Source organism: Candidatus Hydrogenosomobacter endosymbioticus (assembly GCF_021654655.1).
Lineage (GTDB): Bacteria > Pseudomonadota > Alphaproteobacteria > Holosporales > GW7 > Hydrogenosomobacter > Hydrogenosomobacter endosymbioticus.
Genome location: NZ_AP025225.1, coordinates 19167 through 32732, shown reverse-complemented (window position 1 = coordinate 32732; position 13566 = coordinate 19167). Strand labels below are relative to the sequence as shown.

General features: G+C 42.4%; 13 protein-coding genes and 1 tRNA gene. 7 read left to right on the top strand and 7 right to left on the bottom strand.

The window, feature by feature from the left end; translation table 11 throughout:
• Nucleotides 1-46: 46 nt before the first annotated feature.
• Complete coding sequence (locus HYD_RS00135) at nt 47-328, bottom strand: hypothetical protein (RefSeq protein ID WP_236865115.1); 282 nt, start codon at nt 326-328, stop codon at nt 47-49.
• Nucleotides 329-389: 61 nt separating this feature from the next.
• Between HYD_RS00135 and HYD_RS00130 the strand changes: the two genes are divergently transcribed.
• The 3 genes from HYD_RS00130 to HYD_RS00120 are packed head-to-tail and all read left to right on the top strand — an operon-like array spanning nt 390 to nt 2567.
• Nucleotides 390-953, top strand: a complete 564-nt coding sequence (locus HYD_RS00130; RefSeq protein ID WP_236865113.1) for a shikimate kinase — start codon at nt 390-392, stop codon at nt 951-953.
• The gene (locus tag HYD_RS00125; protein WP_236865111.1) at nt 950-2227 is read left to right on the top strand and encodes an HlyC/CorC family transporter; all 1278 of its coding nucleotides are present in this window, start codon (nt 950-952) and stop codon (nt 2225-2227) included. The genes HYD_RS00130 and HYD_RS00125 overlap by 4 nt, the downstream gene beginning before the upstream one ends.
• 49 nt (nt 2228-2276) lie before the next feature.
• Entirely contained in the window at nt 2277-2567 is a 291-nt protein-coding gene (locus HYD_RS00120; protein WP_236865109.1) for a DUF167 domain-containing protein, read from the top strand.
• Nucleotides 2568-2730: 163 nt separating this feature from the next.
• On the opposite strand, the gene mgtE is transcribed toward HYD_RS00120, so the two are convergent.
• The 4 genes from mgtE to HYD_RS00100 all read right to left on the bottom strand — a co-directional run bounded on the left by mgtE (nt 2731) and on the right by HYD_RS00100 (nt 7808).
• Nucleotides 2731-4158 carry a magnesium transporter gene (gene mgtE, locus HYD_RS00115; RefSeq protein ID WP_236865107.1) on the bottom strand — a complete coding sequence of 476 codons (1428 nt, stop codon included), beginning with the start codon at nt 4156-4158 and terminating at the stop codon, nt 2731-2733.
• A gap of 141 nt (nt 4159-4299) precedes the next feature.
• The gene (locus HYD_RS00110; RefSeq protein WP_236865105.1) at nt 4300-5001 is read right to left on the bottom strand and encodes a transaldolase family protein; all 702 of its coding nucleotides are present in this window, start codon (nt 4999-5001) and stop codon (nt 4300-4302) included.
• Nucleotides 5002-5188: 187 nt separating this feature from the next.
• Nucleotides 5189-6571, bottom strand: a complete 1383-nt coding sequence (locus tag HYD_RS00105; protein WP_236865103.1) for a phosphomannomutase/phosphoglucomutase — start codon at nt 6569-6571, stop codon at nt 5189-5191.
• A gap of 145 nt (nt 6572-6716) precedes the next feature.
• Entirely contained in the window at nt 6717-7808 is a 1092-nt protein-coding gene (locus HYD_RS00100; RefSeq protein WP_236865100.1) for a hypothetical protein, read from the bottom strand.
• Between the two features lie 152 nt (nt 7809-7960).
• On the opposite strand from HYD_RS00100, the gene prs reads away from it, so the two are divergent.
• Nucleotides 7961-8893: a ribose-phosphate diphosphokinase gene (gene prs / locus HYD_RS00095; protein ID WP_236865098.1), complete on the top strand. Its 933-nt coding sequence runs from the start codon at nt 7961-7963 to the stop codon at nt 8891-8893.
• 112 nt (nt 8894-9005) lie between these two features.
• Here prs and HYD_RS00090 read toward each other — a convergent pair whose 3' ends face one another.
• Complete coding sequence (locus HYD_RS00090) at nt 9006-9950, bottom strand: glycoside hydrolase family 3 N-terminal domain-containing protein (protein ID WP_236865097.1); 945 nt, start codon at nt 9948-9950, stop codon at nt 9006-9008.
• Entirely contained in the window at nt 9934-10809 is an 876-nt protein-coding gene (locus HYD_RS00085) for a hypothetical protein (RefSeq protein WP_236865096.1), read from the bottom strand. The genes HYD_RS00090 and HYD_RS00085 overlap by 17 nt, the downstream gene beginning before the upstream one ends.
• 172 nt (nt 10810-10981) lie before the next feature.
• On the opposite strand from HYD_RS00085, the gene HYD_RS00080 reads away from it, so the two are divergent.
• The 3 genes from HYD_RS00080 (at nt 10982) to trxB (ending at nt 13531) form a co-directional block, all read left to right on the top strand.
• Nucleotides 10982-11863 (top strand): hypothetical protein, encoded by an 882-nt coding sequence (locus tag HYD_RS00080; RefSeq protein WP_236865095.1) that lies wholly within the window; start codon nt 10982-10984, stop codon nt 11861-11863.
• 503 nt (nt 11864-12366) lie between these two features.
• Nucleotides 12367-12439: transfer RNA gene (locus tag HYD_RS00075), tRNA-Phe, on the top strand.
• A gap of 138 nt (nt 12440-12577) precedes the next feature.
• The gene (gene trxB, locus HYD_RS00070; protein WP_236865094.1) at nt 12578-13531 is read left to right on the top strand and encodes a thioredoxin-disulfide reductase; all 954 of its coding nucleotides are present in this window, start codon (nt 12578-12580) and stop codon (nt 13529-13531) included.
• Nucleotides 13532-13566: the final 35 nt, after the last annotated feature.

The window sequence follows — 13566 nt, the reverse complement described above, 5'->3', positions numbered from 1 at the left end:
AAAGCAACTCTGCAAAATACAATCACAATTTTCATACATAGAAATGTCAACTTGCTCTATCTTTCACAATTTCTTCGCCAACATCCCGATTTTTATATGTATCGTCGCCATATTTCTCCGTATTGTTGTTTCTCTTGATAAACACGCTTTTAGGAACTTCTTTCTCTACAACTTTTTGGACAGGAGGAACGAAGTATAGCAATACAAATATAGCGAAAACTATGAAGCAGACGCCAGCAACCGTTACGAGCACCACCGCCTTTGCAGAAGATAAGCTTCTGAAAAAATTCCACCAATTCCACTTTGACTTTACCTTCGACTTTACCATATTGATCTATTGTCTATTCGCGGTGTTTTTGCTAGTGTATGAGACGCGGGGGGAAAAATCAATGAAGATTTACGATTTCGCTCCTTTTTATGTTCCGAAGATCATAGCAATAATTGGTATGATGGGGTCTGGAAAGAGCACTATAGGCAGGAGATTGGCCAAAAAGCTTGGGATGCCATTTTTTGACTCAGACCAGGAAGTGGAAGCTGCGTCTGGCGGGTATAGCGTTGCGAGTATCTGCGATCAGTGGGGAGAAGCCGCGTTCAGAGACGTCGAATTCAAAGTCATAAAGAGGCTGATAGAGACGCAGCCGGTTCATGTCCTTTCAACTGGTGATGGCGCTTTTATGAACGAGTCTACTCGTTCATTACTACAGGAATCTGCTATAACTGTTTGGCTTAAGGCAGATATAAACACCATAGCCCTTAGGATACAGTCTCGAAAGGCAAAGCCCAAGATGTTCGAAGAAGAGGGTATAGAGGCCGCTCTTCAAAAAATAACAGAAGAAAGATATCCGGTATATCGGCTTGCGGATATCCATGTTGAGAGCGATGATGAGACTTATCAAGATACGGTTATGCGCGTGCTTTCCGCGCTCAAGGAGTTTTTGTACCCAAATTCATGAGCTTAGTTATCTCGATTATAGTTAGCATTATAGCCGTGATGTGCGCTGCCGTTTTATCTGCGAGCGAGACAGCTGTGACAGCATCTTCAAGGTTGCGATTATATCAGCTGGCCAAAAAAGGGCATAAGCGCGCCATGCTGCTTCTGTCTCTTCAGGATAATATGTCTACGTTGATAAGCAGCGTTCTTCTTGCAAACACGTGGCTAATAGCTGGGGTAACGGCTCTTGCAACTCATGTTTTAGTTGAACTTACAGGAGAAATAGGGGTTGTTATTGCGTCGTTTTTTATCGCCTTGTTCATAACAGTGTATGTTGAGGTACTGCCGAAAATATACGTATATCGCAATCCGGAAAAAGTTGGGATAGCTCTTGCCAGCTGGCTTGAACTGTTGAGAAATTTTTTGTTCCCCGTAACAGTAGTAATAGATAAAATAGCAAGATTTTCCCTGTCCACATTTGGTATAAGCATAAAGTCGCAGCCGCTTAAATCGAATCTAGATGAGCTGCGCGGAGCGATAGACCTGCATGTCGGAGATGGCGCCGTCGTTCACGAAAGGGCTATGCTAAACAGCATATTAGATTTGTCACATGTTTCTGTGGAAGAAATAATGATACACAGAAAAAATATCGTCTCCTTTGACATAGAAACGCCAACCGAAAAATTGTGTAACAAGATACTTAAAAGCACATACACGCGCATACCACTATGGAAAGGGAGTCCGGACAATATTGTAGGAGTTGTAAATGTCAAAGACCTTGCTCGCGCATTACAAAACTCGAAACCGGCAGATATAGATTTCGCATCTCTAGCGTCTTCTCCTTGGTTCATACCGGAGTCGACAGTTTTGTTTGCCCAACTTCAACTATTCCGTGAAAAGCATAAACATCAAGCGTTTGTCGTTGACGAGTATGGAGCCCTATTAGGAATGATCTCTCTTGAAGACATACTTGAGGAAATTGTCGGTGAAATACTGGATGAGCACGATATAAAAATTTCTGGAGTAAGAGTTACATCCAAGGGGCATTATATAGTTAGCGGAGAGGTTACTCTTCGAGACCTTAAAAGGCAGTATAATTGGGACCTTGAGTGTGAAAATGCGGCTACTATTGCTGGTCTGATTCTTCAAAAAACGAGGGAGATACCAGAGACGGGAAGCATTGTCAAAATAAATGGCTTTGAAATAAAAATACTTCGCAAACAGCAAAATCAGATAGTCCTCGTAAAAATACTGCCAAAAAATGAAAATCCAGCTATAAAATTACCAGCTGAGTGACTATAATGAGTTGGCATACAGAACCACAACACAAAAAAAGGTTTTTTAAATGGATGGCGACTATCTTCACGAGATAAAAAGCGAACTTTCACGAACAAAAATTGTACGTTTTCGAGTTAGAGTTTCTCCAAAAGCATCGAGAAACACGGTATTAGTGGAGTCAGGACAGTATGGAGACAAGCTTGTCAGGGTGTATGTAACCGCCGCACCGGAAGATGGAAAAGCAAACAAAGCTGTGCTAAACGAACTTTCCAAATTTTTCGAAGTACCAAAGTCATCGGTTTTCATACATAAAGGAGAGGAAAGCAGAGATAAAACCATCATAATCTCCAGAATATAGTTTGTACTTTTTAGATAACCTCAGCTCACGCATCGGTGCTGCAACATTTTGCGTCCCGCATACGAGAGGAGAAACGGGCCCGCAACCAACAGCAGATAGCCACAAAAACCGAACGCTTATCCATCTCTCCACGCCGCCCATTTGCCGTTACACCGCGTTACTCCTATAAAATAAGCACCTGCGCAAGCCACAAAAAAGATGTAAACCCAAGTATATCGGTTGTCATAGACAAAAGAGGGCCAGAGCTAAGAGCAGAATCATATCCGAGCTTTTCTATAAATATTGGCAAGAACGTACCAGCAAATCCGGCCCAACACATACTAAAAACAACAGCGCTACTCAAAACTACCGATATCAAAAGCTCATGAAACCATATAAAGCTTATCAACCCAATAACAACAGCAAACACAGACCCATTCAACATAGATACAGCCAACTCTTTTACAGCAAACCTCCACATATTCAAAGAGCTAAGTTCTCGCGTTGCAAGAGCGCGGACGGTCACAGTTACAGACTGGATCCCGGAATTACCTCCCATCGCAGCCGCTATTGGCATAAGTACTGTGAGAGCGGCACGCCCCTCAAAAGTAGACTGGAATTGGTCTATAACCACTGATGACAGAATAGCGTCAACAAATGCCACAATAAGCCACTGAATTCGTATAAGGCTGGTCCTAAAAACAGGTATGTAAAAATCAGAAGTAGTTATGCGCCCCATATGCATTATTTCTTCTTCCGCGCGGCGCTCAATTATGTCCACGACATCGTCTATGGTTATCATGCCAACAATTTTTCCGTCCGCATCGACCACAGGCGCAGACATAAGGTCGTATGACCTAAACAAAAAAGCAACTTCTTCCTGGTTCAATTGTGCTTTTATGGTGCGCACAGAACCGGTCATAACGTCCTGCAAGAGATCCTTTTTTACGCTTTTTACAAGCTTACTAAGAGAAAGAACTCCAACCGGTCTGTTCTCTTCATCAACAACAAATACATCATGAAAATTAGACGGCAAAGACCCTTCATTTGCTATATACTCCAGGCTTGCCTTTATTGTCCAGCTTTGCGGAAGGGCAAGAACCTCATTTTGCATAAGCCTCCCTGCGCTTTCCGGAGGGTACCGTAATTTTCTCTCAAGACTATTGCCAACAGTTTTCGGAAGCTTAGCTAGGATTTTCCTTTGCTGTTCTTCATCCAAATCAAGCAATATAGAAAGCGCATCGTCACTTTCCATAACTTCCACAATAGCCGCTATTTCCTTGCTAGAAAGAACCGCTATGAGTTCTTCCCTAAGGTGCTCATCTAGAAACAAAAACACCTCAGGATCAAACGGTTTCAAAAGAGTTATCAGGGCTTCTCTATAAGAATAGTCTATATACTGGATTATCTGGGCAATTTCGCTGGCATGAAGACCAACAACAAGATTCTTGACGAACACGCTATTCACGATACCGCTGTCAAAAGCATCCTGTATTTGGCCAACTTTATCTTCGATAAGTAAATATGACTTTTCTTTCCTTGAATTATCAGAAACCCCAGTCATAGCTCTCAACAACTCCCTGTTTTTGAACGTAAACCACCAGCGAGACAAAAAACAAAAAACCCCCGCCGTAAAGCCAGCACAAAAACGAACCAGCCCCACTTATTAAACCAAAAATCCATTTCAAAATCGTACTAAAGACGCCATGGAAGCGCCAAAAGTTTTAGGGATGTTCAGGAAATATCATAGCAGTCACTCCATATAACAAACTTCTTTAACACAACGAACGTCCCTTGCTTTCGCCGTACCGCTCGACATGTACTCTTTCCAATCCTTGGAAAAAGATCGAATTCCAGACTCAGTAAAAAGATTAGAACTAAGCTGACGAAAAACCTTCATTGGAATCGTAACAACATCTGCGCCTATCTTAGCCGCCTCTGCGATGTGGTAAACGCTTCTGACAGATGCTGCAAGGATTTTTGTTCGAAACCCGTAATTATCATACATTTCACGAATATCCGAAAGCTCCCGCAACCCATCATATCCAGCATCATCCACTCTTCCTATAAACACAGACACATACTCTGCACCAGCCTTAGCGGCCAAAAGCGCCTGCACAACAGAGAAACATAAAGTAATATTCACCTTCACTCCGCGATCGCACAGGCGCTTACATGCAACAAACCCATCGGCGCTAGCAGGAATTTTTACCACCACGTTCTCTCCAAACTCGAGAAACCTGTCGGCTTCAGACAGCATTCCGTCCACCCCATCAGACATCACCTCAACACTAACGGGACCGCTCACTTCACAACATATGTCGCGCACAACGCTGTCCATATCGACGCCAGACCTAGCAATAAGAGAAGGGTTTGTGGTTATACCATCAATCAACCCAGTACTACAAGCCTCTTTTATATCTCTTAAGCAAACGCTGTCCAGAAAAAATATCATTAATCAACAATTAAAGACCAAGCCCTCGAATCAGATTCTGTATGAAATCGCAGAAAAAGTCAAAACGTTAATTACAAATACAAACCAAATACTCCTCAACAGAAATCCAAGCAGTCAACCGTATGCACCAAGCACGTACAAATCCGGCACTATAATCTACCATGCACGGTCTGTTTTCAGCATAAAGTTACACCGCCACGCCAGAAGATCTAAGCAACATCATTATACGACGCTCCATTTTGCTGTATCCATCAACAGTCGGGCTCTCCCAGCGCACAACAACCTTTTCCTCAGTTTGCGATGGACGAACAAGCCACCACCCGTCGTCACACGTAATTCTAATACCATCTATTTCAGATATAGAAACATTTTCCAGTCGACATTTTATATTTTCCGCTACCTTCCACTTCACATCTTCAGGACAATTAAGCCGTAGCTCTCTCGACGCATATCTGGGAGGAAGATGAGAGCTCCATTCACTCAATCTCCTGTTGTTTGCCTTCATCACATTCATAAACCTAAGTGCCGCATAGATAGAATCGTCACAACCATTCCAATCATCTGAAAAGAAATAATGCCCGCTAACTTCGCCAGCTATTGACCTCTCTAACTCTCGCATAGATGATTTTATATGAACATGGCCTGTTTTTGCTTGCCTTATTTTCGCTCCTTTGTGCTCAAGGTCAAATTTTAAAATATCGCTAAATTTAACGTCTACAATACAGTTGCATTTCCCTCCATCTGTAGCCAATTTATGGCTGATAAAGTGAGCAAACAGTTCGTCTCCTGCAAGAATTTCGCCAAACTCGTCTGCTACGACAAGCCTATCAGCGTCACCATCAAAAGCGAACCCAGCCGCACATTCATGCGTAGCTATGAATTCTTTAAGACGTTCCACGCGACCAGGGTCAGTTGGATCAGGAGTTGCTCCAGGAAAGGATCCGTCTATTTTACCATTTATAATAAAATGATTGCCAGGAAGGCGCGCCGCTATCATGTGTAAAATTTCTGCGCTAGCTCCAAACCCAGGATCCCAAACTATATTTTCGCAAAATCCATGAAGTCCGTGCTCCACAGAGTTTATCAGCGCATTAACATATAAGTTTCTATAGTCGCACTCAACAACCTTACCGCGCTTCTGACGGTCCCCTCCAATGAACTGAGTCGACATATCGCACATAGCCCTAAGAGCATCCCCGAAAAGAGGAGCCTGTTTTACAGTCAGCTTAAACCCATTATCAGATGACGGGTTGTGTGAACCTGTAACCATCACAGCGCCGGCTGGCCTCAAATAAAAATCTGTCCAATACAAATACGGAGTCGGGCCAACTCCACAATCTATAACCGTGACGCCAGCGCTAACAAGTCCTCGCACAAGATTTTCGAAAAGCTCAGGGCTGCTTAGTCGTCCATCGCGAGCCACGCAAACCAATAGCTCCCCGCAGCCGTCTCCAGCTTTCACTGCGCAAAGAGCACCAAACGAAACCCCTATGTCAAAAGCGTCCTTTGGAAACAGAGTTTTCATGAATGTCCCCCTTACATCATACTCTCGAAATATTGACCTATTCACGAAGCGCCCCATTATAATCAGCCTACGTGGAAATTATACTACTCCAGATCCTGAAAAGAAAACGACGCTAGTCCTAAGCTTCGTCAAACACTAACCCAAACTAGCCCAGCAACAATCCTCGAAGATTTCATTTCCTTCGCAAGACTTATTCCACATATCTTTTACATACCTCGTGCGCACGCGCTTTTCTATATTCTTCGAGATTTTCCACTCTAAACCGTATTTGCCTCCATATTGCCGCAGCCCTTGGATCTATAGGGCATCTAGTAGATATGAGGGTTTCAAACCAAAGCTTAACCGCCTCTTTAAGACTGAGTCGCGATGGAGTAGGCGGATAAGGGACCATATACTTTCCGACTTCATCAACGGACTCAGTAGACGATAAATATGTTCCAGGGACACCGCGCAAACAAACTTTAAGAACGACTTGCTCTCCATTCTTCATAGAAAACGACGTTATACTGTTAGACTCTGGGTCAGAGTCTGATCCTAGGGCAAAAGCATCTATTCTATAATTGCTTTCTGCAGAAATAGGGCTCCCTATATTAGCCTCGTCAAGCCGCCACCCATACCCAGAGAATGTCTTATAATTTGGTGAATCCGAGGGCTGCACATATACTCCAACAGCAGGATACCCCCCTATTTTATTTTCATAAGCGCATATGAAATTGCAGTTTTCACTGCCTTTATATGTTTTGCTGATCTTTTCCGCGCTTCCACCACTGACATGATTGAAACTCCCGATTTTCACATTTTTTAAATCATCTAGTGCAGTAAATACGCTCGTAATTGTTATCTTTTGATCCTTCGAACCATCAGAAAGTTCTGTTTCGTTTCCATGAATTTTTGTATTTATACTGAAAAATCCGTCAATACCTCCATCCGTTTCATACGAATATCCATCTTCCACAGCAATTGCTCTGTGATCTCTAGTAAAAACAAAATTTCCTTGCTTATCCAGGTCGTCATATAGCCAACTGTAATATTCGACATTATCAGAATCCCTTGTTGCCTGAACTTCAAAATAACAACTAAAAAGCCCTATCTTAGACTCTGTGAATTTTGGCATATTCAGTTCGTTCAATATCAAGCTTTTGTTTCCAATGGTCAACTCATATCTTGATCCGCGTTCAGTAAAAGTGCTTTCCCCGCGACTAACGCTTACAAAAACTATAAATTCAACAACAGCCACAGCCATTGTATTAGTAAAAAGTCTCACAAAACAGAATCGTTTCATTTTCCTTAATTGGCATTTTTAAGCGCAATTGGGAAAGCTATACCATGCAAACAGAGAAAATTTGATTAACAGAGCAAAAAATCACAGTCATTTTGGGCAAACGCATCATAAATTCTGGTATCATCGTCTAAAAATAAATGGCGAATACGGCTATGTCGATAATAGCGGTCTCCTCGGATACATGCGCAGAATTCTCAAAAAACATAGGAAGATATCTCGGAGCATCAATGCTTTTCACTCGCTCGCATACTTTCCCCAATGGAGAAATATACGTAGCTGCCGATTGGAGAGCTTTGTATAGGAGCAATGTTTGCATCGTAGCTCCGCTCGACGATACGCCCAACAATTTCCTCATAAAAACCCTTTTTACAGTTAATGCGGCAAAATCCATCGGTGCAAAAACCGTGCTGGTATGCGTGCCATACCTGTGCTGTTCACGACAAGATTGCCATCCTCTAGGCAGTGAATTTTCCGCATCCAACACGGTCGCCAACTTGCTTAACATATGCGGCGCCGACAAGATAATAACACTTCACATACACAATAAAAACTTAACAGCTCTGCGTTCAAATAGGCTAGTCTCTGTCGATCCAGACTTTATGATAGACAAACATGCCGCACACTCCAACATTACAGATCTTTCAGAAATTACGTTTGTTTCTCCAGACCGTGGAAGAGCGGCATACACAAAAAATATTGCAAAAACATTCGGATCAATGTTTGTTGCGTGTAAAAAAACACGCCTGCCAGGCAATAAAATAAAAATAGACCTAGGAGAAAATGTTCAAGAGAAAAAGTGCATTATAATAGATGATATCCTTGATTCCGGGGCTACTCTTCTCGAAACGTCCACAACTTTATACAACGCCGGAGCCAAGAATATCGGAGCTGTTGTGACACACGCTACGAACCTTAGCAATAATCTCTTGGACAAAATAGAAATGTCTCAAATAAGCGCACTTTCTCTGAGCAACAGCATCAACTCTGTCAGTGAGGCATGCATAAACCGCCGCAAGATTAGCGTGATATCGTGTACACAAAAACTGGCAGAGTCTATAAAAGCCGCGTTTTCAGCAATGGCCTAGACAAAACTCCAGAAACACCACACACATATACCCAGCAACAGCGCTGCGTCCCTTTCCTCAGCAAATGATATCGCAGCTGAATTCACAATATGTACGTTATATAAGCACACTCTTATACACTTATCATTCTCTCAACAGATCTATCGGACATAAAAGGGATTCCTTCGACCGCTTTTTCCAAATCACGTAAACTGCCGCTACACACAAGGGCGCAGTCGTGTCCAGACTCAAGAGACATCTCTATCCTATCACACATGCTATAAGCATGAAGAGCCCCCATGCATAGATCATCCGTAAGCAAAAAACCATCAAACCCAATCTGACGGCGTATAACTTCATTAACAACTATTTTCGAAAACGTTGCGCTATGCTCCTTATCTATAGACAGAAATATCGGATGCGAGCTCATACCCCACTGCCATTCTCCAGAACATCTCTTAAAAGCAAACATATGCCCATCTGGCAAACTATCTATAACTGTTGACTTTAAATGACTGTCGCTTCTGGAGCTACCATACCCAGGAAGATGCTTCATAACAGAAACGCAGCCGGCAGTTTTAAGCCCTCTCATAGCAGCCGCACCAAGCAAAGAGACAGTTGAACTGTCGCTGCTGAAACACCTGTTTTTGAAACTGCTATATGTATCAGGCCCTTTCACGTCTAGCACTGGAGCGCAATTAACGGACACTCCAAGAGAAATCAAAAATTCCCCTATAGATTTGTAACTGGACTCGCATAAAGATGCCGCCTCTTCGATCGTAGAAGCAGAGTTTTCATATTCACTTACAATCCTACCAATCGGGGCGCCCTCCAGATCTTTTATCCTAGATACGTCTCCGCCTTCCTCATCTATAAGAATTGGTATACTTTCTTCTTCGGATATTTCTTTCATAGCAGTTGTAAGCGACCTCACCTTTTCTTCTTTAGATATGTTTCTCTTAAAAAGAATAAATCCAGCTGGAGGATACTTTTTGAAAAAAGCAGCCTCTTCAACCGAAATTTCTTCACCAGCAACCCCAAAAATTACAGGCAGCACCGGCCTATTGCACACAAACACAGCTAACTCCTTTTTTAGATAAGTAAGAATTAAGAAGATCAACCTCTTTTCTAGACTTAAATCTTTTTATCACGATAAAATAGAAGTTTCTACCCTTTTTATTCACTTTCACAAAAGACGGCGCTGGGAAATCAACCTTTTTTGGCAATAGTTTCTCGATTTTTTTCCATTGAGACTTAGCATCAGAAATAGATTTGCTGGCATATCCAATTTTCGCCATAACTTTCCCATTCTCAGAAAATAACCCAGCGAAACGCAACGAATCTTCATCGCCAGAAGCTTTTCCAGTAAGAGTTTCACTTTGCTTGTTCAGTATACTGTCTACAGAATCAGACACATCTGTTTCGTCATTCGGAAGCGCTTCATCCGTCCCTTTTCCAGACGTTTTCGCGCTATGAACAGGTTCATTCTGAGCGGCGTAAGATTCCTTGCCCTTTTGCTTTTCATCTATACGCTCCTTTACTATCGGCTCCTCAGAAGGTGGAAGAAGCCTCTCAGGAGCCCCTCCCTCTTTAAACTTTTTCTCTATTTGACGATACACGTATTTTGATGCCGCTTCCTCTCCATTTTTCTTATTCTGGATTTTTATCCTTATAGGTTCCGACGGTCCGCGCACTATCGGCGGCAACGCAGCAATATTTCCGTCACTAGAAAACAAAAATTTGTATCCCACATACAAAAACGCACCCGCTCCAAAAACAGAGAAGAACAGTTTTATATAGTTAACTAAGTTGTTCAGCGAGGCTCCAGATTTTCCTTTTGACAGACCGCCCTTTTTCTTTCTCACAAAATCACCATTTAGCACGTATACTATGATTTTATCCTTTGTTCCATTATATTCAAGATATGAATTTTTCAAGTTCAACTCCAACCTAAGCTTTGCGTTTACTGTTGCAAAAAAGCAACTCCAGATAAAATTTTTTCCGTTTTTTAGAAATGGATTGATTTTTTTGTCCTGTCATTGTGAAATCACTGAGCAATACGCACAGTAGTCTTGTTTGTTACTGTTGTTGTTTTAAAGGAGAAATTTTATGAATTTGAAAATTGGTATGCTCTGCGCTGCTCTTGCAGCTTCTGTATCTGGAATTGCAGCCTTCGCTGCCGACCAGGACATCATGTCTGGCGCCCAACAGTCGTCTACGACTTTTAGCTCCGGCGGATATGTTGGTCTCGGTGTCGGACTTGCGTCTAATAAAGTGAAACAATCTTTCAAGAACGCTGTCGATATGTCAACCCTGCTTGATAACCACAACTATTCGTATTCTCAGAGCGAGGCGTCTTCTATAGAGCAGTTGTACTATAACAAAATTGGGAAAAATCTTTCTGGGACAATTTTGTCACCTGCGTTTCAGCTTAAGTTTGGTTTCGATTGCAAATTAAGAAACTCTCCAATTGTTACAGGTTTTTTTGCTGGCGGAAGCGTTAATGGCGCGCACAGCTCTATGCCTTCTGTAGTGCTAGTTAACCAAGCCGGACAGTCTTTGCTGAATGTTGTGAGCGGAAGGTGCAGGATGCAGGATCGCGGGTCTTTCCTCGCTGGTGTACGTCTTGGTGGAATTGTCAACAATAACACTTTGCTATACGTGCTCGCTGGTTGGGAAATTCACGATATGAAAATAGTCAACGCAGCAATCAGGAATGCTAGTCCTTTAGCGAAGAAGAGCTGGAATATGAGTAAGAAGAACAGAGGTGGTTCGATTTGGATCAATTATGCTCAGTTTGGTGGAGGTTTTGAAACCAATTTGACCAACAACATCGTCGCAGGTCTAGAGAGCACTGTTTCGTTTGGAAGAAAAGAATCTAAGAAATTTGCCAATATGTTTGATCAGAAGGCTCGTTTGAAGCTTCGCTCCACGATCTTGACTGCAATGGTTACTTTGAAGTACAAGTTCCCAACCTGCAGGGCTATGTAATTATTTAGTTCAGCATCCGCTACACTTGCAGGCAGACAATAGTCTAGCCTGTTCGTGTGCGGGGATAGAGTCTTTTTTCCGAAATCGGCTCTCTATCTTTGGGGGCCGGTTTTTTTGTTTTATTATATACACGAGAACGCACCGCGCGTAAGCTTACAAGCAACAATAGAAAACGGGAAAATCTGGAGCAGAGCTGGGTTCCCGCATGTCTATCATCCTTCTCACCGTGCTTTGCGTACATTTATGTTTAAATAACACTTACCGCAAGACCACTAAACAAAAATCGCTTTTTATAGAAATCTTTGCAGAGCTCTGTAAAAAATTCTACACAAAACAACTTTGTTTGCTGGAGCTGTTTTGTGAACAGAGTCAAACTTTATATGACATAAAGCGCATATTCTCAAACATCGATTTTTAGACAACCATTAAGTATAGCTCTGGGCTATTGATTTTCCAGAAACTGTCAATTAGTATTTTGTTAGTGCGGGCTACGCCTCGTTCTTGCCCAGATAGCTCAGTTGGTAGAGCAGTAGACTGAAAATCTACGTGTCGCTGGTTCAATTCCGGCTCTGGGCACTTCCCCGTAAAATTGTATTTATTTACATAGTTGCGGTTGATGGCTGTGTTTGCATACTGTTTGCCGTTAGTTGTAAACATAGCGGAAGGTTATTTACTAAACCAGAAAAAAGTTAGTATCAAAAAGGAGCCTCTATTATGACTCTTCATAACTCTATAGAAACAGATCTTCTTGTTATTGGAAGCGGACCAGCGGGGTATACCGCCGCCATATATGCGTCCAGATCTGCCATAGAGGTGCTGTTGATAAGCGGAAATCAGCCTGGAGGACAGCTGACACTTACAGAAGACATAGAAAATTACCCTGGGTTTAAGGATCCCATCAGAAGCCGCGAGCTAATGAAAGATATGCGAGAACAGGCCGCACGTTATGGCACAACTATACTCGACGACATCATAGAAGCGGTGGATTTTTCTGCTCGCCCATTTCTGTGCAAGGGAAAGTCTTCCGCATACAGAGCAAAGTCCGTGATAATAGCAACTGGAGCATCTGCAAATTGGCTCGACATACCTGGTGAAATGGAATTTTTGGGATATGGTGTTTCTGGCTGCGCAGTATGCGACGGTTTTTTCTTTCGAGGAAAAGATGTTATTGTCGTTGGGGGCGGAAACACAGCAGTGGAAGATGCTTTGTTTTTAAGCGGCCATGCAAAAAGTGTTACGCTCATTCACAGGCGAAACTCACTCAGAGCTGAGATCGCTCTTCAGAATAGACTTTTTGATAAAAGCAATGTGAAAATGGTGTGGGATTCAGTTGTTCTAGAAATACATGGTTCCCACTCACCAAAGAAGGTTACAGGAGCAAAAATCAAGAACATAAAAACTGGAGCTGAATCCAGCATAGAAACATCAGGGGTATTCATTGCCATAGGAAGAACTCCAAACTCAGGAATATTCAACAATCATATCGAGGTAACTAATAGCGGGTATATAGCGACGAAATCTTGTACATGTTCTACGAATATCGATGGCGTCTTTGCTGCTGGGGATGTTATGAATGAGCAATTCAGACAAGCTGTCGTTGCAGCTGGTTACGGGTGCATAGCAGCTCTTCAGGTAAAAGAGTTTTTGGGCAAGGTTTACGATTTATAAACAATTTTCTTAACATTTATACTAGCTAAAAATTT